A 23,733-nucleotide genomic window follows, 5' to 3' on the forward strand; every position below is an offset into this window, starting at 1 on the left:
ACACGGCCGTGAAACGCCCCAGCGCCAATGGTACTCCGTCTCAAGACGCGGGAGAGTAGGTCGCTGCCAGGTCTGCAAAACGCAACAAATATCTTCTCAGTCACAAAAAGGGCTTCAAGCCCTAATCAAAAGGCCGCTGAAGCGGCCTTTATGCTATAATAATCCAGCGCACAATGTGCCGAAACAAATCGGTCACCCAATTACGGTGCGTCCCTTAAAGGAGACAAATCGCCTTCGGCAATTTGCTCCGGAAGTATACATCACAGCGTCCCTGTGATGAAGTCGCGATAAATCCAATAGGGATTTACGCTGGTCGCGATAAATCCCATAGGGATTTACGCTGGTAACGCGGGGTGGAGCAGCCCGGTAGCTCGTCAGGCTCATAACCTGAAGGCCGCAGGTATCAACAACAAAGCCCTCCCATCCCGGAGGGCACTTTGCGTTTAGGGCCTTGGATACCGCAAATGACTTGCTGGTGGTACAGCCCCGTGGGGCTCTGATGGCGTGCAGCGGTCGATCCATTACGCACACTCGAGCTTCGCGAACTCAACGGGCTCACGGCCCCTATTCATTGAACACCTCCATCAAAAGTTCTTCTGACCCCATCAAACAGCCTATCGTGCTAGGTCTAAGGCAGCCGAAAGTGACCCCGATCGTGCGGGATTACCGGGTGGCTTTGGACAATGCCGAGTACGCTTATGGACCTGCCAAAGATAAAGACGCTGATTGATTTTGTCGGACGAACGAACGTCACCGAACTCATGGTGACAGAGAAAAGCGTAACTGTGCGGATATTCAAAACCGCACCTCGAACAGAGACTGGCAGCAATGTCCCGGTCAAAGCCGAGGATGACGCCCTGATCGATCGGTCGGAGTCGATCCTTCCTGCCGCCACATCGGCCACTTCCGTTCATGCCCCGATTTTTGGGGTTTTGCATCGCGCTTCCGCGCCGGGACAACCTTCATTTGTCGAGGCTGGAGATGTGGTCGAGGAGGGGCAGGCCCTCTTCATCATCGAAGCCATGAAAGTCTTCAATAAAATTGTTGCGCCACGCGCTGGCCGGATCACCTATCTGACGGAGGTTGATGGTGGCGAGGTTGAGGCCAATGATTTGCTGGCGGAGATCGCGTAGTGGCGGAAGGTCTCAACACCACATCGGATATACCGGGTTTCGACACGGTCCTGATTGCCAACCGGGGTGAAATTGCTGCACGCATTCAGCGCGCCTGCCGCGAATTGGGCTTGAAGACCGTGGCCATCTGCTCTGAGGCGGACAGGCAGGCTCCATATGGCCAAACGGCTGATACCTTCCTTTGTGTTGGCCCGGCGAATGCTGCCAAGAGCTACCTCAATCAGAATGCTATCTTAATCGCTGCCCGTCTGACGGGTGCGGGTGCGATCCATCCCGGTTATGGATTTCTGTCCGAAAATGCCGCCTTTTCTCAGGCTGTCGAAGATGCCGGTCTCGTATTCATCGGTCCGGACGCAAGGTCGATCTCCACGATGGGCGACAAGATCGCTGCCAAACGGGCAATGATTGCGGCCGGTGTGCCATGTGTACCGGGACCGGATACAGCGCTTCCCGAGGATGCTGAAACGGTTGAGCGTATCGCGAATGAGATCGGCTATCCAATCATCATCAAGGCTGCGGGCGGTGGTGGCGGGCGTGGCATGCGGGTGGTGCAGGAAGCTGCCTTGCTTCATGAAGCCATTACCTTGACGAGGGAGGAGGCGAGGCAGGCTTTTGGCTCTGCTGTCCTCTATATGGAGAAGTTTCTCCAGCATCCCCGTCATATCGAGATACAGGTCTTGTGCGACACGCACGGCAATGCCGTCTGGCTTGGTCACCGCGACTGTTCGATGCAACGTCGTCATCAAAAAGTGGTCGAAGAAGCGCCAGCGCCTGGAATTTCGGTCGATGTGATCCAGCCGGTTGGTATGGCTTGCGTCGAGGCTTGCCGACAGATTGGCTATCGCGGGGTGGGAACTTTCGAATTCCTGTTTGAAGACGGCAAGTTCTATTTCATCGAGATGAATACGCGCTTGCAGGTCGAACATCCCGTCACGGAAATGACGAGCGGCATCGACATCGTTCAGGCCCAGATCAAGGCGGCGCAGGGTAAGCCTCTGGACTTGCGGCAGGCAGATGTTATCTGCGACGGACATTCTTTCGAATGCCGGATCAATGCCGAAGATCCTGATAAGTTTCTCCCCTCGGCAGGCATCGTGACCAATCTTGTGCTGCCGGAAGGAGAGGGGATTCGCGTCGATACCCATATCCATGTCGGCTACCGGGTGTCACCCTATTATGATTCCTTGATCGCCAAGTTGATCGTACATGCGCCGACCCGTGCTGAAGCCATGGTTAGGATGCGCCAAGCGCTTGCGGGTACACGGGTGGAGGGTATTTCGACCAATCTTCCGCTCCTGCGCGCCCTGTTTGAGGACGAGGCTTTTGCGCAGGGCCAAACAGACATTCACTATCTTGAACAATGGCTAAAAGAACGGAACGCGGCATGAGCAGGCCCGACTTTAGCGACCCTGTCTTACTCACAGCTTTGACCGATATGCTGACGGATGCAGGCGTGGATGGCGTGGAAATCACGACGCCTGAGGGTCAGGTACGCATTATTGTTTCTGCTTCGGCAAGATCTGCAATTTCCGTCGCCGGCACTGTTTGCTCACCAAAGGGCGCTGTTTCGAAAGTGGTGGTAAAAGCGCCGATTGCCGGTCTCTTCTGCTCTTCTAAGCCTGCTCTGCCTGCAAAAATGCAAAATCTTCCGCGTTTGGTTGCTGCAGATGACGTGATTGGATTTATCCGGATCGACCACATTCTCATCCCCGTTGTCGCGGGTCGTAACGGTTCGCTCGTCAATCAGCTTGCCGTGCAGGATGCTCTGGTTGGTTTTGGTGATCCGCTGTTCGAAATCGAGCTTCAATCATGATTGCGACATCGAACACTCTAGCACCTCGTCACGAAATCCAGCCCGTCATCAAAGGCCAGGCGCGCGTTTCGTTCATAGGCTCCCGGTCATTCTTGCTCGAAGCATCCGGCGAATTTGATCTGCCAGCACAACGCTGGATCTGGGCGCTTTCGCAAACGGTAAAAGTCTGGGCAGGTGTTGCGGAAGTCATTCCCGGCATGACGAACCTTCTGGCGATTTTTAAGGAAACGCCTGAAGATCCAGAGTCCATCGTGTCTCAGTTGCTCGATGCCTGGGATAAAGCAGCCAGTCTGGATATTGTCGGGAAGACAGTTGAAATACCGGTACATTATGGGGGCGAATACGCTGCCGACCTTCCAGCCATCTGTGATTTTTCAGGGCTGAGCGACCGCGAAGTCGTGCGGATTCACCATGAGGCGACCTACCGCGTCTTCGCGCTTGGGAGCGCGCCGGGCTTTGGCTATCTGCATGGTCTTGATGCGCGCATCTATATGCCCCGAAAAACTGTGCCATCGATCAAGATGGAAAAGGGTTGCGTGACGATCGGTGGAATGCAGACGGGTGTGGCGATGTTGACCGGACCGAATGGGTGGAATTCCATCGGTTACGCCGATTTGCAGATGTTCGATCCCGCCTCTTCTGCGCCAGCTCTTTTGGCACCCGGAGATACGGTTCGCTTCATACCTACAGGGATCGAGCTATGATCGAGATTATCGAAACCGGCCCCTTCAACACCGTGCAAGACCTCGGTCGCCCCGGTTACCGTGACATCGGGGTTTCTGCTGGCGGTGCCATGGATCCTCTGTCGCTTAAGATCGGCAATATTCTGACCGGTAATGCCGCAGATGCTGCCGTCATCGAGGTCCAGACTTTTCCATTCAAATTGCGTTTTACGAAAACAGCAACATTTGCCGTTACCGGGACGGATGGGCGCCCGTTGCTTGACGGGAAAGAGCTGCTTTCCTGGTGCGCTCATATCGGCAAGGAAGGTCAGATACTGGAACTGAGGCAGCCGCCGAAACTCGCCCGCGCCTATGTCGCGGTTACGGGCGGGTTGGACGTTCCGGTTTTGATGGGATCTCGAAGCACGGCACTGCGCGGCAGTTTCGGCGGTCACGATGGGCGACCGCTTGCAAAAGGTGACAGGCTCGAAATAGGGGCTTCCGCCGATCTGTTACCACTGCCATCAAACGGGCTTGGTGTAGTTGAGCCTTCCGTGGCTTTAAGCGATATTTTCCCGCCTGTAGTGGACGGCGTTTTGCCGATACGTGCTATTCCGGCCGGTGAACAAAAGCTGTTTGCCAATGATGGCGAGGAATTCTGGAGCCAGATCTGGCGCATATCCTCCCGCAGCGACCGGACCGGTTACCGGCTGTCGGGTGATCCTATAAAACCGACCGAAGCCATCGAAATGCGTTCCCACGGTGTGATGCCGGGCGTTGTACAGGTGCCGCCAGGTGGCGAGCCGATCATCCAGATGAGCGATGCAAATACGGCGGGCGGTTATCCAAAGATTGCCGGCGTGATCGAAGCCGACCTGTGGCGGTTAGGACAGGCACGCGCGGGTGGGAAGATCAAATTCGTGAGGTCCAATCACGAGGAAGCGCGTGTGGCCGAGCGGGCAGTTGCGAAATACGTCGATGATGTTCGCCAGACCTCACAAATGGTCAAGCGAGCGCTGAATGCGATGGGTTGACGGACAACCAGGGAGCAAAGGGAGGAAACGATGAAGATCGATCTGAACTCCGACATGGGCGAAGGCTTCGGTCCTTACCGGCTCTGTGACGACGAAGCGATGATGAAGATCGTATCGTCGGCTAATATTGCCTGTGGTTTTCATGGCGGCGAGCCAGATACGATGGCGCGAATGGTTCGCCTTGCCAAAGAAAATGGCGTCGGCATCGGCGCACATCCGGGATTGCCTGATAGGGCAGGCTTCGGCCGACGCGAAATGCCCTTCCAGCCGGATGAGTTGAGACAGCAGATGCTCTATCAGCTCGGGGCCTTGATCGCGATTGCCAAAAGCGAAGGCGTCGAAGTCGGGCACTTCAGTTTTCATGCGGCCATGGGCAATATGGTCAATCGCGACCCGGCGCTTGCCGATATGATGATGAATGCCATTTCTGCAGTTGATCCGAAGCTTGTGGTGTTCGTAACGCCGGACAGCGAAATCGAGAGAGCGGCAAAACGCGCTGGATTGAAGACCCTGGCATTGTTTTTGGCCGATCGCGCCTATGACGCCAAGGGAAGCCTTGTAGCGCGGGGTCTTCCCGGCGCGCTGGTCAAGGATGAACCATCGGTGCGCGCCCGTGTCCGCCGGTTCCTGACCGATGGCACGGTCGAAGCCATTGATGGCACGGTCATCACAATGCCGGCTCGCTCCATTCTCGTCCACAGCGATACGCCCGGTTCACTGGAGCTGGCGCGTATCGTGCGTAGTGAAATCAGCGCCTCCGGCGCAACGCTCGCGCCTGCCGCAGAACTCGCGTCTTAATGGGCCTCTGGTTGGCCCGTTCTCTAAATCTTACTGAAAGATCATGCAGATGCCCTCTACATCAGACCGCCTGAAAAACGTCTCCATCTCCGCTTCCGCTGCCATGACCCAACGCGCCAGAGAGCTGGCCGCGCAGGGTGTCAAGGTGGTCAGCCTCTCCTCAGGTGAACCGGACTTCCCGACGCCTGCTCACGCAATCGAGGCCGCGCACGAAGCAGCCCTTGGCGGGCAGACGAAATATCCACCGATGGATGGCACGCCTGCGCTGAAAGCCGCGATCGCCAGAAAGTTCAAGCGGGACAATAATCTGACCTACGATGCCAGCCAGATCATCGTTTCCGCAGGCGGCAAACAGGTAATTTTCAACGCCATGCTTGCAACCTGCAATCCGGGCGACGAGGTCGTTATTCCCACCCCGTCATGGGTCAGCTATGCGGATATCGTCAAATTCGCAGGGGGTGTTCCGGTCGCTGTGCCGTGCGTCGAACAAACCGGTTTCAAACTGCGTGCCGAAGATTTGGAAGCTGCGATTACGCCACGTACCAAGTGGCTCATTCTCAATTTTCCCAACAACCCCACCGGCGCCGCCTCCTCCCGTGCGGAGATGAAAGCAATCGCAGAGGTTATGCTGCGTCATCCCCATGTCTGGATCCTGACTGACGATATTTACGAGCATCTTGTCTATGATGGCTTCGAATTCGGCACAATTGCCGATGTGGAGCCGCGGCTTTATGACCGCGTTCTGACAATGAACGGCGTGTCGAAGGCTTACGCCATGACGGGATGGCGTCTGGGCTATTGCGCCAGCGGCTCGAAGGAACTTATCGCCGCAATAAGCAATGTAAACGGTCAGAACGGCGGCGGCATTGCCACTGTTTCGCAGGCGGCAGCGATTGCAGCGCTGGACGGTCCCCAGGATCTTCTTAAAGAACGCGCCGCTATCTATCGCGACCGTCGCGATTTTGTTCTGAGCAAACTCGGCGAGATTGACGGTTTGCGCTGCCATAAGCCGGAAGGCGCTTTTTACCTCTATCCCAATATATCTGGGCTTATCGGCAAGACCACCAAGGGCGGACGCAAAATCGAAGGTGATGTGGATTTTGTGATGGCGCTGGTGGATGAGCATCACGTGGCAACGGTACAGGGCGCCGCCTATGGTATGAGCCCATACTTCCGGATCTCCTATGCAACGAGCATGGAGATGCTGAGCGAAGGCTGCGCCCGCATTGCACAGTTCTGCCAGGATATGCGTTGATCCTGAAAACGATCCTTTGGCTCGGCTGCCGGGCCAAAGGATACTCTAAAGTTTCAATTTTTCCGTCAGTTCCACCAGGATATCCTTGACGGCAAAAGCCGGCTCAGACAGCGAATTCTGGTCGGACATGCAGAGCGACAGTGTTTCTTCGATCCGTGGCGACAGCAGCCGGCAAATAAGTGGTTCGCTCGTTTCCGAGACGATCCGGTTGGCAATGGCTTTTGGCATGATGGTTGCGCCGAGACCACTTGCAACGGCGCGGGCAAGCGTCCTGACGATTTCCACTTCCGCGACGACCTTCAGATTGATCCGGCTGCGGGTGAATGCCGTGTCTACAGCGCGCCGGACAAAATTATACGCGGGTGGCATCAGCATGGGCATGCCATCAAGCGCGGCGATCGGCACCGGTTTTGAATCCGCTTCGATTGCGAAATCGCGATGTGCGACAAGATAAAATTCTTCGCTGAGCATGGGCTCGAATTTTACGCCCTTGATTGGTCCGACGCCGTGGATCAATGCCAGTTCCAGACGTCCATTCATGATCATCTGGCTATAGGTTTGTCCCACACTTTCCGTCAGGTGGATCAATATCCCCGGATGTCGCTTGCGCGTTTCCGCCAACAGCTCCACGGAAAGCGTTGCAGCGCTGCTGAATGGGACCAGACCGACAGAGACGCGTCCCGCAATTGAGTTACCAGCCGCCGATACGTCAACCTGCGCCTGTTCCATCTGGCGCAATATGATCTGTGCATGGCGGTAAACGGCATGTCCCGCATCCGTCATCGTCACGCCCTGCTGGCTGCGGATGAGCAATTTCTGGCCGAAATGATCTTCAAGCGCGGCTAGTTGCTGGCTGAGTGCCGGTTGCGCCAGATGCAGAATATCTGCGGCGCGCGTGATGCTGCCACTGTCTACGATGACGATGAATGATTTGAGACGTCTTATATCCATGCTTGGCGCAGCTTACAGGCTCGCACGCGTTTTGCAATCTGGGCGCCAGAGCGGAAAGCTCCTGCCTGGAACAAGAACATCCCGGAATCCCGTCTCTAATTGCCTGTTTGCGGGTCTCCATAAAACTTACTTATTACTCCAAAAATAATCGGTCTTAGGCAAGCAGGGAAAGCTTCGCTAGTGTTGATGGTAACAAAAAAGGGGATCAGAATGCCATTCTCCGATTACAAGACCGCTTTGGTCACCGGTGCTTCATCCGGTATCGGTGCCGCTGTCGTCGAGCGGTTTTGCCGCGAAAACATTGAAGTCCACGCGGTTGCCCGCAGCGCCGGCGCCCTGAATGAACTCGCCGAACGCACCGGCTGCATACCGCACGCGATCGACGTTACCGATCGCGCTGCAATTGCCGATCTTGCAAACAAGGTGCAGTTCGACATTCTCGTGAACAATGCAGGCGTCGACAGGCCGAAGAAGTTCCTTCAGGCTGATGCGGAGGATATCGACCTTTTGATCGATGTGAATCTCCGTGCCGTTCTCCACATCTGCCGGCTGATTGTTCCGGGCATGGTGGAGCGTGATCGCGGGCATGTCGTCAATATCTCGTCCATCGCCGGAAACTATAATTTCGGTGGCAACTCGACCTATCATGCCGTTAAAGCTGGTGTCGCCATGCTTTCGAACCAGTTGAGGCTGGATGCATTCGGCAGACGCGTCCGCGTAACGGAGATCTGCCCCGGCCGCGTGGCGACGGATATCTTCACTCACGTTCACGGCAACGATCCGAGCGTGCGCGAGCGCTTCATCGATGGTTTCGAGTTGCCGAAAGCGGAAGATATTGCCGACGCGATAGCCTTTGCCGTTGCCGCGCCAGTTTCCATGAATATCGGCCATATGGAAATTACCCCGACATTGCAGGTTATGGGCGGACTTCAGACGGCCAAACCGCAGACTGTGGCGCAAGCTGACGCAGCGAAGGAACAAAAGCCGTGAGCGGTTTCGACCTGTCGGCAATCCTGAGCGACCCGCAATATATTGCAATGCTTTGGCACGGATTGCAGATGACCTTCGTCATCTTTATCGGGTCATGGTCTCTCGCCATGACGCTTGCGCTGGTCCTGTTATGCGTGCGGTTTTCATCGTCGCGTTTTGCTGATCGCGCCGTGGCGGCCTATGTTTCCTACCACCGCAATGTGCCCACACTCGTGCAATTGATGCTGTGGTACTTCGGGATATTCACGCTCCTGCCTTCAGGTTTGACGGACTGGCTGATCGGTCACAATGCCGAAGCGATCTTTGCCGTGGTGGGTCTTGGTCTCTGTCAGGCAGCCTATTTCAGTGAGGATCTGCGTTCAGGCCTGCGCTCCGTCAGCCCGGGACAGATGGAGGCGGCCAAGGCATTGGGCCACGGTTATCTCTCCGCGATGCGCTTCATCATCATGCCGCAAGGCGTGCGCAATGCCCTGCCGCCGCTCATCAATCACAGTGTCTCCCTGTTCAAGAACAGCAGCCTCGCCCTCATTATCGGCGCTTCCGAATTGACCCATGCCATCAAGGAAATTGAAAATCTCAGCTTCCAGACCTTCGAGATCTATCTTGTCGGAACTGTTCTGTACCTCTTCTTCTCGCTGTTGATCATGGGTGCCGGTGCGTATCTTTCGATGCGCCTTGATCCGGCGTGGAGGGCACGCGGATGATCGGCGATATGATTACCATCGTTCATGACAACTGGTTGCTGCTGCTGATCGGGCAATATCCGAACGGCCCGCTTGGAGGGCTTGCGAACACGATCATCCTGTCTGCCCTTGCCATCGCACTGGCCTTTCCTGTCAGCATCCTTATGGCGATGGCGCGCCTGTCCAAGTGGCGGCTCCTGCGGTGGCCGGTAACGGGGCTGGTCTATGTCACGCGCGGCGTGCCTTTGCTCATGCTCATCCTTTGGAGTTATTTCCTCGTTCCGCTCTGGACCGGCGCAGACGTGCCGAGCTTCGTCATCATGTTGACGACGCTTGTCATCTATCAGGGCGCATTTCTCAGCGAAGTCGTAAGAGCGGGTATTGTCGCTCTTGGTGCCGGGCAGATGGATGCGGCGAGAGCGCTTGGCCACAGCTATCTCGGTGCAATGCGCTTCATCATCTTGCCGCAGGCGCTTTACAACATGATCCCCAGCATGATCTCGACATTCGTCGCCACGATCAAGGATACGACGCTCGGTTACGTCATCAACGTACCCGACCTCACCTTTGCGGCAAGTCAGGTCAATAATCAGCTTCTGACACAACCATTCCAGGTCTTCCTCATCCTCGCGGTTGTCTACTACGCCATTTGCTGGAGCTTGACGTATCTCGCAAATGCCGTCGAGCGGCGTATCGCCAAACGCCGTGCCGGTGTGGTCGGTCGCCGGCAACAGGCATTGCAGGCGCAGGCGAAAATCATAACGGAGCAGCCATGACAAACACGGCATCATCAACACAGCAGACCATCCGCATTTCCAATGTCTGCAAGAGTTATGGCGACTACGAAGTTTTGAAGAATGTCGACGCCGAAGTTGCGCGGGGCGAGGTTATCGTCATCTGCGGCCCTTCCGGCTCCGGCAAATCCACATTGATCCGTACCGTCAATCGTCTCGAAGAGATCAACAGCGGATCCATCACGCTCGATGGGCAGGATATTCACGCGGCAACCAAGACAAAGGAACTCAATCTTCTGCGCAGCAGAGTTGGTTTTGTGTTCCAGAATTTCAATCTCTTTCCGCACCTGTCTGTTGTCGAAAATGTCACGATTTCCCCGATCCGGGTGAAAGGCGTCGCACCTGATGTTGCCCGCCAGAAAGCTTTGAAGCTTCTGGATCGGGTAGGCCTCTCCGACAAGGCTGGCGCCTATCCGGGGCAATTGTCCGGCGGTCAGCAGCAGCGCGTGGCAATTGCGCGTGCGCTGGCCATGGAGCCGCCCGTCATGTTGTTCGATGAACCGACAAGCGCTCTCGACCCGGAAATGGTTGGAGAGGTGCTGGCCGTCATGAAGGGGCTCGCGGCAGAGGGCATGACCATGCTTTGCGTGACCCACGAAATGGGCTTTGCCCGTGAAGTTGCCGACCGCATCTGGTTCATCGACGCCGGCGAAATTCTCGAAAAAGCGACGCCGGAAGAGTTTTTCACAGCACCACGCCATCCGCGCGCGCAGCGGTTCCTTTCCGATCTGCGCCACTGATACCAATCAATCATAAGAGGAGAACTGACCATGAACTGGAAATGCCTGACACTTACCGTTGCACTGGCTGGAACCGCTCTCGCGTCACCAGCGGCGGCTGATCAACTCGATACGATCATGGCGAACAAGGTGCTTCGTTGCGCAACCTTTGCTGATGTCGTGCCATTCGCGGCACCCGATCCGAAGACCCGTGAAATGGCCGGTTTTGACGTTGATCTTTGCAACGCGATCGCCAAGGAACTGGGCGTTAAGGCCGAAGTCAAACCGGTGTCGGTGGAAGCCCGTGTGCCGGAAGTCAAGCTTGGCCGCGTCGATATCACCGTCGCCAATCTCGCCTACACACAAAGCCGCGCCGAGCAGATTCAGTTCAGCGATCCCTATTATCTCGCCAAGGAAATGCTGATCGTGCCGGTTGATGATGCCGGCAAGAAGAAGTCGGATTACGAAGGCCAGCGTGTCGCCTCCACCAAGGGCTCGACCTCTGAAATGTCTATCAAGCTCAACAAGTCCGAGCCGCTGACCTTCCAGGATACTGCCTCTGCCTATCTTGCCGTTCAGCAGGGCAAGGCGCGGGGTATGGTGGCCAACACCATGACCACCACCAAGTTCGTCAATGAATCGAAGACCAAGGGCAAACCGATGCGCATGATCGAGGAGCCGATGCTCTATCAGCCGATCGGTGTCGGCATGGCAAAGGACAATCCTGCCCTCACAGCGAAGATCAATGAAGTGCTGCGCACACTCGACGCCTCCGGCGAGATAAACAAAATCTGGGACAAGTGGCTTGGCCCGAATACCGAATACAAAATGACCCGTACGGACAAGGTCGTCCCGCTCTCCGAGCTGAAATTCGACCCGATCCCCTGATCCCGCCTGGCTTCAAGCCACGGCAACGATTGACACATGACAATTAAACTCAATGCGAGTGGCGGGACGTTCCCGCCGCCAGCCTTACCGTGGGAGGTTTTATGATCCACATTAAAGATATAGCAGAACGGCCAAGCAAGGCAGACATCGAAGCCCTTTCGAAGTTTTCGCCGGCAACCATCCACGAGGCACAGGGTCGCAGGGGCGCACTTTCCTCCCGCATCAAGCCTGTCGATTACCGCATGAAACTGTGTGGTCCCGCCTTTACCGTCAAATGCGCGCCGCGTGACAACATCATGTTGCAGCTGGCCATTAATTACGCCAAGCCCGGCGACATCATCGTGGTTTCAGCTGGTGAGTACGAAGAGGCTGGTTCCTTTGGCGACGTGCTGGCAAATGCCTGCCTTGCAAAGGGGATCGGTGGTCTGGTGACGGATACCGGTGTGCGTGACACCTTGCAGCTTCGAGACCTTGGCTTCCCTGTATTCTCGTTCAGCGTCTGCATCAAGGGTACCGTCAAGGAAACGATTGCCGCAGTAAACGATACGATCATCATTGGCGATGAGATCGTCAATCCCGGCGACATCATTGTTGGCGATGCGGACGGTTTGGTGGTTGTGCGTCGTGCTGACGCTCAGGAATCGGCACGTCTTTCGCAAATTCGCGAAGATGCTGAAGCGGGCTTCATTGAAGCTTACAAGCAGGGCAAATCCGTTATCGAAGTTAGCAATCTGGAGCCCGTCCTGAAGGCAAAGGGGCTTGTCGTTGATATCTGATTTTTGCGTGGTGCAGCGAGGCGCGTTTGGCGTTTTTGGACTTTTAAAACCGTCGCAACCATAGCTACAATCAATGCAAACAAAAGCCCTCCCCCCGGGGAGGGCTTTTGGCTTCACGTCTGACGAGACCATCGAACTCCAGGAAGCCCCAAGGGCGGCCCTTCTTGCGCGCTGCGTGTCCAAGGATCCAGTACCGGCGGATCGCGGTTTTTTATGCGTTCCGAGCTATGAAGATACGTCCGATCGTGTTGAGCAGAATCTGCGCAGCCAGAATGGCGGTGGAGCCGGTGTGATCGTAATCAGGCGCGACCTCGACCAGATCAATGCCGACGATCTCGCCACGCTTTGCAAGACCTGCAATCAGTTCCAGTACCTCGTAATAGATGAAGCCGCCATGGCTCGGGGTCCCGGTTCCTGGCGCGATGGACGGGTCGAAGCCATCGATATCGATCGAAAGATAATAGCGCTTGCCCGCGGGGATGCGCTCCACTACGGCGTCCACGCCGAGTTTGCGGATCTGGCGCACGGAGAGAATATCCGAGCCCTGGGAGCGGGCATAGTCGTATCCTTCCTTTGCGGTGGAGGAGACGTTGCGGATACCGAGCTGGGTCATTCCGGTGACCCACGGTTTTTCCGAGGCGCGGCGCATGGGGCTGCCATGTCCGAAGCGGACGCCGTGACGCTCATCGACGAAATCCAGATGCGCGTCGATCTGCACCAGATGGATCGGCTCCTGATCGCTGAAGGCATTGATGCAGGCGATGTTGATGGAGTGGTCTCCGCCAAGCACCACAGGCAGTGCGCCGGCTTTAAGGATCTTGCGGACGCCGAACTCAATATTCGCGTGGCTGTTCACCGTATCGGTATGAACAATGTCGGCGTCGCCTATATCGACGATCTTCACGCCTTCCAGATATGTGACGTCGTCCTCGTGATCGTAGGCGCCCGCGTGGCCGAAGGAAAACAGGGTGGAGGCCTCACGGATGCTGCGCGGCCCGAAGCGGGCGCCGGGGCGCCATTGCGTCCCAAAATCGAACGGGGCACCGAGGACCGCCACATCCGCATCGATCGCGTCCCAGTTTTCGACGTAGGGACTTTTGGCAAAGGTGGAAATACCGACGAATGGCAGGTTCAATCGTCCGCCGTCATAGCCGTGGGCAGTCATAGAGATGTCCTTTCAGATATCAAAGTGCGCGCTCGCGCCAGGTTTGCAGAAATTGGGAAAGGCGTTCGCTCTTCGGATTACTGAAAAGCGTCTGCGGCGCGCCTTCCTCAACGATCTTGCCGTCATCCATGAAGACGACACGGTTGGCCGCATGTGCGGCAAAACCCATTTCGTGCGTGACGATGACCATGGTCATTCCTTCCGCCGCGAGCGTCTTCATGACGGAAAGCACTTCACCGACAAGTTCGGGATCGAGTGCCGAGGTCGGCTCGTCGAACAGCATGGCGCGAGGGTTCACCGCCAGTGCGCGGGCGATGGCGACGCGTTGCTTCTGCCCACCGGACAGGCCGTCGGGTCGGCGGTCAGCGAAAGCGGCAAGCCCGACTTTATCCAGCATGGCGCGGCCGCGCTTTATCGCTTCGGCCTGGGGAAGGCCATGGACGAGCCTGAGCGCCAATGTCACGTTTTTGATGACGCTCATATGCGGCCACAGATGAAAGTGCTGAAAGACCATTCCAAGCGGGCGGCGCGTCTCTGCCAGTTCTTTCGGACCGGCGCGTTCGCGGCCAAGCGGGGTTTCACGCCAGCCGATCAGGCGGCCGAAGACATCGACATCACCCGCGTCATAGGGATCGAGAAATGCAAGCGAGCGCAGAAGTGTGCTCTTGCCCGATCCCGAAGGTCCGATGATGCACAGGACATCACCCATATGAATGTCGAGATCGATGCCTTTCAGAACGGTCTTGTCACCGAACCTTTTCTCCAGGCCGCGCGCGGAAATAACAACTGTTCGTTCGCTCATGTCAGGAGCCTTCGGTGGAAAGGCGGCGTTCGAGATAGAGGCCGAGCCGCGACAGGATTTCGACGATTGCCCAGTAGAGCAGGGCAATGGTGAGATAAGGGGTTACGACCGCGAAGGTGATCGAGCTGATCGTACCGGCGACCTTGGTCAGCTCGCTGAGCGTGATGACGGACAGAACGGCGGATTCCTTGACAAGATTAATGGCCTGGCCGACCGAAGCCGGCAGTGTCAGTGCCAGCGCCTGCGGCATCTGGATGTGGAGAAAGGTGTCGCCGACGGTAATGCCCAGCATTCCCGCCGCTTCGATCTCGCCTCTTGGAACGGCATTGAAACCGGCGCGGAAAATCTCCGCAAAGGGGCCAGCGCCATAGAGGCCGAGACCGACGATGCCGGCGGCATAGGGGCTGAGGATCAGCCCCAATTGCGGGCCGCCATAATAGAAAAGAAACAGGATCAGCGCGAGCGGCGCGCCGCGGGCAAACTCCACATAAAGCCTTACCGGCAGGGAGATGGCCATGTACCGCGACCGTAGCGCCGCAGCCAGCACGATACCGATGATGACGGCCAGTGCGATACCCGCAATGGAAACTGTCAGTGTTGTGAACAAACCGGCCGCATAGAGAGGAATATCGTTCAGAAAGCCGGAAATCATCGCGTCGCTTCCTTTGTCAGGTGCCGTTCGACAAGGAGGCCTATTCCCGCAAGCAGCGCTCCAACCGCGACATAAAGCAGGAGAGCCGAGAGATAGGCGTCGAGTGGCCGGAAGGTGGTGGCCGCATATTGCTGGGCACGGCGCGTCAAGTCGGTGACGGCGATGACCGAAACGAGTGAGGAGTTCTTCACGAGAGCCTGTATCTCGCCGACAAGTGCCGGCAACATGGTTCTGAAGGCCTGAGGCACTTCAATGTGCAGGAATGTACGACCTGCGGAAAGGCCGAGCATGGCGGCGGCTTCCCGCTCTCCCTTTGGAATGGATTGCAGGCCTGCCCTGTATATCTCCGACTGGAAGGCGGCTGTGTTTAGCGCCAGCGCCACAGTTGCGGCAGCAACCGGCGTCAGATCCAGCCCCAGAAGTGGCAGGACGTAGAAGACGATCAGCAGCTGGACTAGAATGGGCGTGCCTCGCCAGAAGGAGATGTAGAGACCGGATGCCAGGCGGGGCAGGCGGCCGCTGCGACCGCAGGCCGCGAGGAGAAGGGCCAGCGGCGCTCCCAGGAGAAGCGCCGAAAGGCTGACGGTCAGCGTGGTGAAGAGGCCGTCCAGAAGAACCGGCCAGATGGCAAAAGATATCTTGTCCATGACCGGTTCGACCTGCCGGTCACTCAGTCGCCGGCAGAGTGGCGGGCAGCTCCATCTGCGCGCCGAACCATTTCTTCTGGAATTCGGCCAGTTTGCCGGATGCATTGAGCTTTGCCAATTCACTGTCCATGAAGGCATTTAGCGTCGCACTGTCAGTATCGTTGCGGCCCGCCCATGAGAAATAGGTCTTCGGTCCGAAGGTCGGCAGAACGACTTCAAAAGCATCCGGCCGCTGGCGTGCAGCTTCCAGAAGGTTTGGAAGCGAGTTGACGACGGCGCGCAGGCGCCCGGCACCGAGGTCGGCATAAGCTTCTGAGAAATCCGTGTAGCTGGAGACCGTCGTGGCATCCTTGCCGGTGGCCTTCAGTTCGGCGGAAAACGTCTCAAGCGCCTTGAGCTGCGCGGAGCCCGCCTGCGAGCCGACGGGCTTACCCGCGATATCTTCCGGCTTGGAGATCTCGGCATCGCCCTTGCGTTTCAGGATTGCCATCGTCGCATCGGCAACGGGTGCTGAGAGCTTGTAGGCCTTCATGCGTTCGGGCGTCACGGTGACCGAGGTCACGACATAATCGAAGCGGCTGGCGGCAAGGCCTGGCAGGATGCCCTGCCAGGGCAGATCGAGACGCTTCAGCTCAACGCCCGGCAAGGCTTTCATGACTTCTTGCATGATGTCAGCGGAATAACCGACGATCTTGCCGTCCTCGACAAATTCGAACGGCGCAAACCGGGCCTCGGTTGCGACAGTGAAAACCTTATCGGCCTTGATCTTTTCCAGAAGATCGGCGGCGTGGGCGGATGCGCCGAGGCTGACGGCGAAAGCTGCGCAGAGTGCGAGAGATTTCAGAGTGGGCAGGTTTTGCATGGTTTCGTTCCCTTATTGGTTTGTGATTGGGGAGGAGGAAACCATGGACATTATTCCAGAAAAATAGGAAACTGATGGAGTTTATATTTGTAAAATTGATGTAACGGTCCCCATGCAGCTCGCGCAATCCGACCTTCGTTCTCTCGCCGTCTTCCGCGCCGTCGTGGAGCACAAGAGTTTTCTCGGCGCGCAAATCACGCTCGGGCTGAGCCAGTCCGCTGTCAGTTTCCACATCAAGGCACTGGAAGACAGGCTCGGTTTCAAGCTGTGTCGGCGAGGGCGATCCGGTTTTGAATTGACGGATCGCGGCGCGCTCGTACATGAGCGTTCGAAAGTGCTGTTCCTGGCGCTGAACGCCTTCGAAAGCGATATCGGTACGCTCAAGAACCGTATTACCGGTACGTTGCGACTGGGACTTGTGGACAACACGATTACCGATCACGATCTGCCCATTCACCGGATCATCGCCCGCATCAGCGAAAAGGCGCCGGAAGCACGTATCGAGCTGGTGATCGACACGCCGGACGCCCTGTTGTCGGAAATTGCCAATGGCGGCCTGGACATCGCACTTTTACCGGAAACGCTGCCGTATCAGGGCCTGAAGCTTTCGCGCTTCAGGGAAGAGGCGCATTCACTGTATTGCGCGAAGGGACACCAGCTCTTTCATCTTCCCGATGCCGAACTTTCCGTCGAGCGCATCGAATCCTTCGATTTTGTCGTGCGGCCCTATGCCAATATGCGTGAGCTGCAATATTTTCCGCAGGCACGGGCGCGCGCTTCGGCCTCCAACATGGAGGCGCAGGCGATGTTCGTGATGTCCGGCCACTATGTTGGGTATCTGCCTGATCATTATGCAGATGATTGGGTCCAGAAAGGAATTTTCCGGCCGTTGATGGCAGCAAAGACCCGTATCCAGTCCACCTTCGTTATTGCCACGCGGTCCGCTGAAAAGCCTTCGACGGTGCTCGATTTCTTCATTCGCGAACTCGCCGGTTTCGCATCAGAGGCGTTTCACAAGAACGCGCGCAAGGCGTAGAGCATACGCCGCTCACAGCCCCGTCGTCGCGAACGCCGACGTATGTTCCAGAGGGGCAAGTGTGATCTCGGAAGAAATTGCCTTGCCGATGGCATCGCTGTTCGCTATCCATACTTCAATAATTCAAGGATTATTGAAGTATGGATCAGCATCAGGCTCTTTCGGCATTTGCTGCCCTCTCTCAGGAGACGCGCCTCGCGATCATTCGAGCACTTGTCGTTGCCGGTCCTGACGGACTGGCCGCCGGTGCAATCGCCGAGCGCATGGGCGTCTCGGCAACGAACGTGTCGTTTCATCTCAAGGAACTGGAGCGGTCTGGCCTGGTCTCGCAACGACGAATATCGAGGTCTATCCTTTACAGCGCCAGTTACGACACTTTGGCCGAGCTTGTGAAATTCCTGGTAGAAGACTGTTGTGCCGAACATCCGGCGATTCTGGAGAATGTCGAGCGAAGCAATGGATGCGCCAGTCCGGCCGGCACTTCGTCCGATGGGGGCAATATCATTGCATAATTCGAAAGTACCTGCTGGCATCGTCTCAGCGCTTGGCCTCACGCAGATCATCGGTTACGGCACTCTCTATTACAGTTTCAGTATTCTTGCCCCCGGCATGGCGGAAGACCTCGGCCTGACATTGGCGGAGGTATTTGGCGTCTTTTCGGTGTCGCTATTCATCGGAGGTCTGTCGGCAACCTATATCGGCAGGCAGATGGATAGGATCGGAGCCGCCACGGTGATGACGGTCGGCTCAGGCCTTGCGGCCTTGATGCTGTCGCTCTGTGCCTGGTCACCGTCAGTCGCAATCTTCGCCGTTGCCATCATCCTGCTCGAGGTATCGTCCGGAATGGTGCAGTATCAGGCCGCATTCGCGACGCTGGTCGAAAGCGATCCCAGAACCGCATCCCGGAGCATCACCTACCTCACGCTGATCGGTGGATTCGCATCGACGATCTTCTGGCCGATCTCGGCCGCGCTTTCCGAATGGATGTCGTGGCGTGAGATCTATCTGGTCTTTGCAGCGCTGAATCTGTTCCTTTGCATGCCTCTACACGTCTGGATCATGCGCGTCGGCAAGACCGGACCGAATGCGGATGCGGCTGTGCCTCGCGAAGCCATAATCGGAGCAATCCCCCACGATGCGCGCCGCCGAAGCATGATCATGGTGTCGTTCGCCTTCGCGCTTCTCGGATTTACGCTTGCCGCGATCCTCGCGCACATGGTGCCGATGCTCGGTTCCATCGGGCTAGGTGGCGCGGCAGTAGTTATAGGATCTCTGTTCGGTCCGGCACAGGTCGCAAGCCGCCTGATCAACATGGTCTTCGGAAAGAACCTGTCGCCGCCAGCGCTCGCCGTCCTGTCGGCGGTGCTGATCGTGTTCGGCATCCTGATCTTGCTGGCAACGCGAGACTGGCTACCGGGGTCAGTCGCGTTCGCAATCTGCCTCGGGCTTGGGTCAGGCATCAACAGCATCGCGCAGGGTAGCCTGCCACTCTATCTGTTCGGATCGGAAGGGTATGGCGCGATCACGGGCAAGATGGCGGCAGCTCGACTGGCGCTCGGAGCCGGGGCACCCTTCGCGTTCGCGGCGTCCATGGAAAACTTTGGCCTGAGCCTGTCACTCATTGGAAACGCATGTCTCGGCGCGGTCAGCATCACGGCATTCGTTGCGGTGGCAGCGTCCTGTCGGCGGCCAGCCACCGCAACAACCTAGGTCGTCAGATCGACTTCAGGGAGACCCGCTTCTCCAACTCGACTGCTTCTTCCTTCCGCTCGCTGTAGCGGTCGGTCAAATAGGCCGAGGCATCGCGGGTCATGATGGTGAACTTCACCAGCTCCTCGCAGACATCCACCACCCGGTCGTAATAGGGAGACGGCTTCATCCGTCCGTTAGCATCGAACTCCTGATACGCCCTTGCGACCGACGACTGGTTGGGGATGGTGATCATCCGCATCCATCGCCCGAGGATACGCATCTGGTTCACGGCATTGAAGGACTGGCTGCCGCCGGAAACCTCCATGACGGCGAGCGTCTTGCCCTGTGTCGGGCGAACAGATCCGAGCGAGAGAGGAATCCAGTCGATCTGCGACTTCATGATGCCGGTCATCGCGCCGTGGCGCTCGGGGCTTACCCAAACCTGCCCTTCCGACCATTGCGAGAGCTCACGCAATTCCTGCACCTTCGGGTGGCTCACCGGTGCTTCGTCGGGCAAAGGCAGGCCCTTCGGATCGAATATCCGAACTTCGCATCCAAGCCGTTCGAGCAGCCGCCCTGCTTCGAAGGCAAGCAAACGACTGTAGGATACCTCGCGTAGCGAACCGTAGAGGATCAGAATGCGGGGCTTATGTGTCGAAAAGGCCGGACGCATAGCATCGAGATCAATCGCGTGCAGGTGCTGGCCCTCAAGTGCGGGGAATGTGTCAGGCAATGCGCTTTCCTTCATCATCGAGGAGCTGTTCGCCGTCTTCTTTGGTAAACGGCCCCTTGAATGCGTCTGCCGGAAGTATATCCAGAACCACTTCCGAGGGGCGCGACAACCGCGTACCCATTGGGGTGATGACGAATGGCCGGTTGATCAGGATTGGTGTCTCGAGCATGGCATCGATCAACTGGTCATCGGTCAGTTCAGGATATCCAAGCCCAAGCACCGTATAGGGCGTGCCCTTCTCGCGGATCGCCTCGCGGACGGTCAGCCCGGCGTCGGCGATCATCTTGACGAGTTGCTCGCGGCTCGGCGGGGTTTTCAGATACTCGATCACAGTGGGTTGAATACCGGCGTGCTCAATGAGTGCGAGGGTGTTGCGCGAAGTGCCGCAATCCGGGTTGTGATAGATGGTGACGTCCATGCTCATTGCCTTTCGGTAATTGTGTTTCGGGAAACGGCTGGGGCCGCCTCGTACCAATCCTTCGAGCGGTTCACGATCCAGACGACCGAGAGCATGACCGGAACCTCGATGAGGACACCGACAACGGTTGCCAGTGCTGCGCCTGATTGAAAACCGAACAGGCTGATAGCGGCCGCAACCGCGAGTTCGAAGAAATTGCTTGCACCGATCAGTGCCGACGGACCGGCAATGCAGTGCCGTTCGCCGCTCATCCGGTTCAGAAGATAGGCGAGCCCGGAGTTCAGATAGACCTGGATAAGGATGGGGATTGCAAGCAAGCCGATGACGGCTGGTTGGGCGATAATCTGCTCGCCTTGGAAGGCGAAGAGAAGAACCAGTGTTGCAAGCAGCGCTACCAGCGAAATCGGCTGCAGCCTTGCGAGAATGCGATCGAGCATCCGTGACGTTCCGTCCGCCATGAGCCGGTGCCGGATGAACTGCGCGAGGAAGACGGGCACGACGATATAGAGGGCAACGGAGAGGACGAGCGTTTCCCACGGAACGGTGATTGCGGACAGGCCAAGCAAAAGGCCGACAATGGGAGCAAAGGCGATGACCATGATCGCATCGTTGAGTGCGACCTGCGAGAGCGTGAATAGTGGTTCGCCGCGTGTCAGGTTAGACCACACAAAGACCATGGCAGTGCAGGGCGCTGCGGCAAGAATGATCAGTCCCGCAATATAGGAGTCGATCTGGTCAGCGGGAAGATAGGGGCGGAACAGCCAGCCGATGAAGAGCCAGCCCAGCAACGCCATCGAGAACGGCTTGACGGCCCAGTTGATGAACAGCGTGACGCCGATACCCCGCCAGTAGGTGCCGACCTGCGTGAGAGAGCGGAAATCGATCTTCAGCAGCATCGGAATGATCATCAGCCAGATCAGGATTGCGACCGGGATATTCACCTTGGCAATCTCGGCCGCGCCAATGAGCTGGAAGACGCCGGGCAGCAAATGGCCGAGGGCGACACCGACGATGATGCACAGAAACACCCAGACGGTTAGGTAACGTTCAAATGTGGACATCAGGCGGACTTTCCCGCGTGTGGAGTGCAGCAGGGCGTCAACTCGGCGATCAGCGGAGCGCAAAGCTCTGCCGATCCACCACAACAATCCTTCAGGAGAAACAGCGTCATGTCGCGAAGCTGTTCTATCTGCGCGCGATACATGATGATTCTGCTCTGGCGTTGCGATGATACGAGGCCCGCGCGTGACAGAACATTCAGATGCGCGGACATGGTGTTTTGCGGCACCACCAGCGCGCGCGCGATGTCACCCGCCGGCAAGCCTTCCGGTGCGTGCCGCACAAGCAGCCGAAAAGTTTCGAGACGGGTTGGCTGCGCAAGCGCCGCCAAAGCGAGAATAGCCTGTTCTTGTTCCATATATCCAGATTAATGGAAATATAGGCATAGTCAATGTGTTTTTGCGGGTGTTACCAAACACCACAAACTCCAGGGAATCATTTTACGAATATCGACAGAAACCCATTTCGGGCCGGTTTTTAGTGCGGGAAAATCGTCGGCCCAGTCGCTTCGGCGACTTGGTATTATTGTACATGCGAGTCCGCCTGCATGAGTGGGACGCCACCCATGCAGGCTTGCTTCAAGGCATTGCGGACGAAACCGGCAAGCGTTCTGTTCGGCTCACGCGCCCGAACGGTCTCTCTGTTCGCGCCATACGGCGAAAGCCTTCTGGTGTTCGTCCTTCGTGCAGGGATAAAGACCGATGATGGTTGCGCCGCCCTTCACCTGTTCGACCACGAAATCCTCGTAAGCGGTCATTTCCACCGCTTCTGTCGCGATTTCGTCGGCAATTCCGGCGGGGATGACGATGACGCAATCCGCATCGCCGACAATGATATCCCCGGGGAAAATCGGGGCATCGCCGCAGCCAATCGGGCCGTTGATTTCAATTGCTTCGTGTTTCGTGAGGTTTGTAGGGCTGGATGGTCGGGTGTGGTAGGCTGGAATATCCAGCTCCGCAATCGTCGCAGCATCGCGGAAACCGCCATCCGTAACGACGCCGGCAGCACCGCGCACCATCAGGCGGGTGATAAGAATATCACCAGCAGATGCGGCGCTCGGGTCTTTGCGGCTGTCCATGACCAGTACGTGGCCGGGCGGGCAGGTCTCAATGGCGACGCGCTGGGGATGTGCTGGGTTGCGGAATTCCACCAGCTGGTTGCGGTCTTCGCGGGCGGGCATGTAACGCAGCGTGAATGCAGGCCCGACCATGTTCGCGCCCTTGTGGCCAAGCGGGTGGACGCCCTGAATGACCTGGTTGCGCAGGCCGCGCTTGTAGAGTGCGGTTGCGAGGGTGGCGACGGAAACCGTCATCAATTTTTCCCTGGTTTCTGTATTCATCTTATTCTCCTCGAATAGCGTGAGTGTCTGCACATCAGTTTTTGTGGATCGGTTCGTCTATGAAAACGCCGCCCTGGTATTTCGCGATTGCGGCATCCGGATCAGGGCGAGGGACATCCCGTTCGATATCGGCCCGGAAGCGTGCGGCATTATCCCGCCGCTGCCAGCCGAGAAAATCGACGTGGGAATTATCCCACCAGCTGTCGTCATTGGCAGAGACGCCCCAGATGACCAGGCAACCGAGTTTTGGCGCGTGAAATACGGCCTCTACCAGGGAGACCAGATCGTCATGGCTGAGCCAGGTGGATAACATGCGCCAGTTGGTGGGCTTCTCTTCGCAGGAGCCAATGCGGACGATGGCCGTTTCCTGTCCGAATTTGGAATGGTAGAGGCTCGCCATTGCCTCGCCGAAAATCTTCGAGACGCCGTAAAGGCCATCCGGCAAAAACGGCGTCTGCGGCGATAGCTGCTCACCCTGCGGATAATATCCGATGGTGTGGTTGCTGGAGGCAAACAGGATGCGTGGCATGCCAGCAAGCCTTGCTGCCTCGTAAAGATTATAGACACCGCGCAGATTGGCGGCCTCGATGGGATCGTAAGCCTTTTCGACGGAGATGCCGCCGAGATGGACGATGCCGTCGCAATCCTTCACCAGCGCATGGACGGCGCCACCGTCCTCCAGAGAGCAGCGGATGATCTCTTCATTCGCTGCCGCCGCACCCATATCAACCACATCCGAAAGGCGGATGATCTCCGCGAGGTGGCCGAGCCTGCCGCGCAACATGCTGCCCAGCTTGCCGCCGGCGCCCGTAATCAGCAAACGTTTCATCAT

28 protein-coding genes and 1 tRNA gene are annotated in these 23,733 nt (G+C 57.3%); 17 read left to right on the top strand and 12 right to left on the bottom strand.

Annotated elements, in window-relative coordinates:
• The first annotated feature begins 349 nt into the window (after positions 1–349).
• From ASD46_RS27025 to ASD46_RS09950, 8 genes are all read left to right on the top strand, one after another.
• Positions 350–429, top strand: a tRNA-Met gene (locus ASD46_RS27025).
• 269 nt (positions 430–698) lie between these two features.
• Positions 699–1,133, top strand: coding sequence for an acetyl-CoA carboxylase biotin carboxyl carrier protein (locus ASD46_RS09920; RefSeq protein ID WP_060642168.1), 435 nt, complete (start codon positions 699–701; stop codon positions 1,131–1,133).
• Positions 1,133–2,521 (top strand): acetyl-CoA carboxylase biotin carboxylase subunit, encoded by a 1,389-nt coding sequence (gene accC / locus ASD46_RS09925; protein WP_025595284.1) that lies wholly within the window; start codon positions 1,133–1,135, stop codon positions 2,519–2,521. Before ASD46_RS09920 ends, accC begins: the two co-directional genes overlap by 1 nt.
• Positions 2,518–2,946: a hypothetical protein gene (locus ASD46_RS09930; protein ID WP_025595283.1), complete on the top strand. Its 429-nt coding sequence runs from the start codon at positions 2,518–2,520 to the stop codon at positions 2,944–2,946. Before accC ends, ASD46_RS09930 begins: the two co-directional genes overlap by 4 nt.
• On the top strand, positions 2,943–3,650 hold the full coding sequence (gene pxpB / locus ASD46_RS09935; RefSeq protein WP_025595282.1) for a 5-oxoprolinase subunit PxpB: 708 nt from the start codon (positions 2,943–2,945) through the stop codon (positions 3,648–3,650). Before ASD46_RS09930 ends, pxpB begins: the two co-directional genes overlap by 4 nt.
• Positions 3,647–4,642, top strand: a complete 996-nt coding sequence (locus ASD46_RS09940) for a biotin-dependent carboxyltransferase family protein (RefSeq protein ID WP_025595281.1) — start codon at positions 3,647–3,649, stop codon at positions 4,640–4,642. The genes pxpB and ASD46_RS09940 overlap by 4 nt, the downstream gene beginning before the upstream one ends.
• Before the next feature lie 30 nt (positions 4,643–4,672).
• The gene (locus ASD46_RS09945) at positions 4,673–5,440 is read left to right on the top strand and encodes a 5-oxoprolinase subunit PxpA (protein WP_013761974.1); all 768 of its coding nucleotides are present in this window, start codon (positions 4,673–4,675) and stop codon (positions 5,438–5,440) included.
• Positions 5,441–5,489: 49 nt separating this feature from the next.
• Positions 5,490–6,695, top strand: coding sequence for a pyridoxal phosphate-dependent aminotransferase (locus ASD46_RS09950; protein ID WP_082546185.1), 1,206 nt, complete (start codon positions 5,490–5,492; stop codon positions 6,693–6,695).
• 45 nt (positions 6,696–6,740) lie between these two features.
• On the opposite strand, the gene nac is transcribed toward ASD46_RS09950, so the two are convergent.
• Positions 6,741–7,646 (bottom strand): nitrogen assimilation transcriptional regulator NAC, encoded by a 906-nt coding sequence (nac, locus tag ASD46_RS09955; protein WP_003518016.1) that lies wholly within the window; start codon positions 7,644–7,646, stop codon positions 6,741–6,743.
• 210 nt (positions 7,647–7,856) lie between these two features.
• On the opposite strand from nac, the gene ASD46_RS09960 reads away from it, so the two are divergent.
• The 6 genes from ASD46_RS09960 to ASD46_RS09985 all read left to right on the top strand — a co-directional run bounded on the left by ASD46_RS09960 (position 7,857) and on the right by ASD46_RS09985 (position 12,496).
• Positions 7,857–8,636 (top strand): SDR family oxidoreductase, encoded by a 780-nt coding sequence (locus ASD46_RS09960; protein ID WP_003518017.1) that lies wholly within the window; start codon positions 7,857–7,859, stop codon positions 8,634–8,636.
• Entirely contained in the window at positions 8,633–9,340 is a 708-nt protein-coding gene (locus ASD46_RS09965; protein ID WP_003518018.1) for an amino acid ABC transporter permease, read from the top strand. Before ASD46_RS09960 ends, ASD46_RS09965 begins: the two co-directional genes overlap by 4 nt.
• Positions 9,337–10,095 carry an amino acid ABC transporter permease gene (locus tag ASD46_RS09970; protein ID WP_003518019.1) on the top strand — a complete coding sequence of 253 codons (759 nt, stop codon included), beginning with the start codon at positions 9,337–9,339 and terminating at the stop codon, positions 10,093–10,095. Before ASD46_RS09965 ends, ASD46_RS09970 begins: the two co-directional genes overlap by 4 nt.
• Positions 10,092–10,853, top strand: a complete 762-nt coding sequence (locus tag ASD46_RS09975) for an amino acid ABC transporter ATP-binding protein (RefSeq protein ID WP_003518020.1) — start codon at positions 10,092–10,094, stop codon at positions 10,851–10,853. Before ASD46_RS09970 ends, ASD46_RS09975 begins: the two co-directional genes overlap by 4 nt.
• 30 nt (positions 10,854–10,883) lie before the next feature.
• Positions 10,884–11,720 (top strand): ABC transporter substrate-binding protein, encoded by an 837-nt coding sequence (locus tag ASD46_RS09980; RefSeq protein WP_019566615.1) that lies wholly within the window; start codon positions 10,884–10,886, stop codon positions 11,718–11,720.
• A 101-nt stretch (positions 11,721–11,821) separates the two neighbouring features.
• A complete protein-coding gene (locus ASD46_RS09985) occupies positions 11,822–12,496 on the top strand; it encodes a 4-carboxy-4-hydroxy-2-oxoadipate aldolase/oxaloacetate decarboxylase (RefSeq protein ID WP_003518022.1) in 675 nt (224 codons plus the stop codon).
• Positions 12,497–12,707: 211 nt separating this feature from the next.
• On the opposite strand, the gene speB is transcribed toward ASD46_RS09985, so the two are convergent.
• Genes speB through ASD46_RS10010 form a run of 5 tightly spaced genes read right to left on the bottom strand, consistent with a single transcriptional unit; the run spans position 12,708 to position 16,624 of the window.
• The gene (speB, locus tag ASD46_RS09990) at positions 12,708–13,661 is read right to left on the bottom strand and encodes an agmatinase (RefSeq protein ID WP_019566614.1); all 954 of its coding nucleotides are present in this window, start codon (positions 13,659–13,661) and stop codon (positions 12,708–12,710) included.
• Positions 13,662–13,680: 19 nt separating this feature from the next.
• Positions 13,681–14,463 carry an amino acid ABC transporter ATP-binding protein gene (locus ASD46_RS09995; protein WP_003518027.1) on the bottom strand — a complete coding sequence of 261 codons (783 nt, stop codon included), beginning with the start codon at positions 14,461–14,463 and terminating at the stop codon, positions 13,681–13,683.
• A gap of 1 nt (position 14,464) precedes the next feature.
• On the bottom strand, positions 14,465–15,115 hold the full coding sequence (locus tag ASD46_RS10000; protein ID WP_019566612.1) for an amino acid ABC transporter permease: 651 nt from the start codon (positions 15,113–15,115) through the stop codon (positions 14,465–14,467).
• The gene (locus tag ASD46_RS10005) at positions 15,112–15,762 is read right to left on the bottom strand and encodes an amino acid ABC transporter permease (protein WP_019566611.1); all 651 of its coding nucleotides are present in this window, start codon (positions 15,760–15,762) and stop codon (positions 15,112–15,114) included. Before ASD46_RS10005 ends, ASD46_RS10000 begins: the two co-directional genes overlap by 4 nt.
• 19 nt (positions 15,763–15,781) lie before the next feature.
• Positions 15,782–16,624 carry a transporter substrate-binding domain-containing protein gene (locus tag ASD46_RS10010; RefSeq protein ID WP_060642170.1) on the bottom strand — a complete coding sequence of 281 codons (843 nt, stop codon included), beginning with the start codon at positions 16,622–16,624 and terminating at the stop codon, positions 15,782–15,784.
• A 112-nt stretch (positions 16,625–16,736) separates the two neighbouring features.
• Between ASD46_RS10010 and ASD46_RS10015 the strand changes: the two genes are divergently transcribed.
• From ASD46_RS10015 to arsK, 3 genes are all read left to right on the top strand, one after another.
• A complete protein-coding gene (locus tag ASD46_RS10015) occupies positions 16,737–17,660 on the top strand; it encodes a LysR family transcriptional regulator (RefSeq protein ID WP_003518035.1) in 924 nt (307 codons plus the stop codon).
• 140 nt (positions 17,661–17,800) lie between these two features.
• Entirely contained in the window at positions 17,801–18,172 is a 372-nt protein-coding gene (locus ASD46_RS10020; RefSeq protein WP_060642171.1) for an ArsR/SmtB family transcription factor, read from the top strand.
• On the top strand, positions 18,165–19,370 hold the full coding sequence (arsK, locus tag ASD46_RS10025; protein WP_025595274.1) for an arsenite efflux MFS transporter ArsK: 1,206 nt from the start codon (positions 18,165–18,167) through the stop codon (positions 19,368–19,370). The genes ASD46_RS10020 and arsK overlap by 8 nt, the downstream gene beginning before the upstream one ends.
• 4 nt (positions 19,371–19,374) lie before the next feature.
• Here arsK and arsH read toward each other — a convergent pair whose 3' ends face one another.
• The 6 genes from arsH to ASD46_RS10055 all read right to left on the bottom strand — a co-directional run bounded on the left by arsH (position 19,375) and on the right by ASD46_RS10055 (position 23,733).
• On the bottom strand, positions 19,375–20,103 hold the full coding sequence (gene arsH, locus ASD46_RS10030) for an arsenical resistance protein ArsH (protein ID WP_060642172.1): 729 nt from the start codon (positions 20,101–20,103) through the stop codon (positions 19,375–19,377).
• Entirely contained in the window at positions 20,078–20,503 is a 426-nt protein-coding gene (gene arsC / locus ASD46_RS10035) for an arsenate reductase (glutaredoxin) (RefSeq protein WP_081308787.1), read from the bottom strand. The genes arsH and arsC overlap by 26 nt, the downstream gene beginning before the upstream one ends.
• A 2-nt stretch (positions 20,504–20,505) precedes the next feature.
• Positions 20,506–21,564 (bottom strand): ACR3 family arsenite efflux transporter, encoded by a 1,059-nt coding sequence (gene arsB / locus ASD46_RS10040; RefSeq protein ID WP_060642174.1) that lies wholly within the window; start codon positions 21,562–21,564, stop codon positions 20,506–20,508.
• Positions 21,564–21,920, bottom strand: coding sequence for an ArsR/SmtB family transcription factor (locus tag ASD46_RS10045; protein WP_003518041.1), 357 nt, complete (start codon positions 21,918–21,920; stop codon positions 21,564–21,566). The genes arsB and ASD46_RS10045 overlap by 1 nt, the downstream gene beginning before the upstream one ends.
• A gap of 261 nt (positions 21,921–22,181) precedes the next feature.
• Positions 22,182–22,901, bottom strand: coding sequence for a ribonuclease activity regulator RraA (locus ASD46_RS10050; RefSeq protein WP_003518042.1), 720 nt, complete (start codon positions 22,899–22,901; stop codon positions 22,182–22,184).
• Between the two features lie 34 nt (positions 22,902–22,935).
• The gene (locus tag ASD46_RS10055; RefSeq protein WP_025595272.1) at positions 22,936–23,733 is read right to left on the bottom strand and encodes an NAD-dependent epimerase/dehydratase family protein; all 798 of its coding nucleotides are present in this window, start codon (positions 23,731–23,733) and stop codon (positions 22,936–22,938) included.

This window comes from Rhizobium sp. Root491 (genome assembly GCF_001427205.1).
GTDB classification, from domain to species: Bacteria; Pseudomonadota; Alphaproteobacteria; order Rhizobiales; family Rhizobiaceae; genus Agrobacterium; species Agrobacterium tumefaciens.

What these genes read in the sequence shown, in the direction of transcription:
- ASD46_RS09985 (WP_003518022.1), top strand. Translation starts at nt 11,822, where the DNA reads ATGATCCACATTAAAGATATAGCAGAACGGCCAAGCAAGGCAGACATC.
- ASD46_RS09980 (WP_019566615.1), top strand. Translation starts at nt 10,884, where the DNA reads ATGAACTGGAAATGCCTGACACTTACCGTTGCACTGGCTGGAACCGCT.
- ASD46_RS09945 (WP_013761974.1), top strand. Translation starts at nt 4,673, where the DNA reads ATGAAGATCGATCTGAACTCCGACATGGGCGAAGGCTTCGGTCCTTAC.
- ASD46_RS10050 (WP_003518042.1), bottom strand. Translation starts at nt 22,901, where the DNA reads ATGAATACAGAAACCAGGGAAAAATTGATGACGGTTTCCGTCGCCACC.
- ASD46_RS09930 (WP_025595283.1), top strand. Translation starts at nt 2,518, where the DNA reads ATGAGCAGGCCCGACTTTAGCGACCCTGTCTTACTCACAGCTTTGACC.
- ASD46_RS10015 (WP_003518035.1), top strand. Translation starts at nt 16,737, where the DNA reads ATGCAGCTCGCGCAATCCGACCTTCGTTCTCTCGCCGTCTTCCGCGCC.
- ASD46_RS09950 (WP_082546185.1), top strand. Translation starts at nt 5,490, where the DNA reads ATGCCCTCTACATCAGACCGCCTGAAAAACGTCTCCATCTCCGCTTCC.
- ASD46_RS09940 (WP_025595281.1), top strand. Translation starts at nt 3,647, where the DNA reads ATGATCGAGATTATCGAAACCGGCCCCTTCAACACCGTGCAAGACCTC.
- nac (WP_003518016.1), bottom strand. Translation starts at nt 7,646, where the DNA reads ATGGATATAAGACGTCTCAAATCATTCATCGTCATCGTAGACAGTGGC.
- ASD46_RS09960 (WP_003518017.1), top strand. Translation starts at nt 7,857, where the DNA reads ATGCCATTCTCCGATTACAAGACCGCTTTGGTCACCGGTGCTTCATCC.
- pxpB (WP_025595282.1), top strand. Translation starts at nt 2,943, where the DNA reads ATGATTGCGACATCGAACACTCTAGCACCTCGTCACGAAATCCAGCCC.
- ASD46_RS09995 (WP_003518027.1), bottom strand. Translation starts at nt 14,463, where the DNA reads ATGAGCGAACGAACAGTTGTTATTTCCGCGCGCGGCCTGGAGAAAAGG.
- ASD46_RS09970 (WP_003518019.1), top strand. Translation starts at nt 9,337, where the DNA reads ATGATCGGCGATATGATTACCATCGTTCATGACAACTGGTTGCTGCTG.
- speB (WP_019566614.1), bottom strand. Translation starts at nt 13,661, where the DNA reads ATGACTGCCCACGGCTATGACGGCGGACGATTGAACCTGCCATTCGTC.
- ASD46_RS10000 (WP_019566612.1), bottom strand. Translation starts at nt 15,115, where the DNA reads ATGATTTCCGGCTTTCTGAACGATATTCCTCTCTATGCGGCCGGTTTG.
- ASD46_RS09975 (WP_003518020.1), top strand. Translation starts at nt 10,092, where the DNA reads ATGACAAACACGGCATCATCAACACAGCAGACCATCCGCATTTCCAAT.
- ASD46_RS10045 (WP_003518041.1), bottom strand. Translation starts at nt 21,920, where the DNA reads ATGGAACAAGAACAGGCTATTCTCGCTTTGGCGGCGCTTGCGCAGCCA.
- arsB (WP_060642174.1), bottom strand. Translation starts at nt 21,564, where the DNA reads ATGTCCACATTTGAACGTTACCTAACCGTCTGGGTGTTTCTGTGCATC.
- arsC (WP_081308787.1), bottom strand. Translation starts at nt 20,503, where the DNA reads ATGGACGTCACCATCTATCACAACCCGGATTGCGGCACTTCGCGCAAC.
- ASD46_RS09920 (WP_060642168.1), top strand. Translation starts at nt 699, where the DNA reads ATGGACCTGCCAAAGATAAAGACGCTGATTGATTTTGTCGGACGAACG.
- arsH (WP_060642172.1), bottom strand. Translation starts at nt 20,103, where the DNA reads ATGATGAAGGAAAGCGCATTGCCTGACACATTCCCCGCACTTGAGGGC.
- ASD46_RS10005 (WP_019566611.1), bottom strand. Translation starts at nt 15,762, where the DNA reads ATGGACAAGATATCTTTTGCCATCTGGCCGGTTCTTCTGGACGGCCTC.
- ASD46_RS10055 (WP_025595272.1), bottom strand. Translation starts at nt 23,733, where the DNA reads ATGATGAAACGTTTGCTGATTACGGGCGCCGGCGGCAAGCTGGGCAGC.
- ASD46_RS10010 (WP_060642170.1), bottom strand. Translation starts at nt 16,624, where the DNA reads ATGCAAAACCTGCCCACTCTGAAATCTCTCGCACTCTGCGCAGCTTTC.
- ASD46_RS10020 (WP_060642171.1), top strand. Translation starts at nt 17,801, where the DNA reads ATGGATCAGCATCAGGCTCTTTCGGCATTTGCTGCCCTCTCTCAGGAG.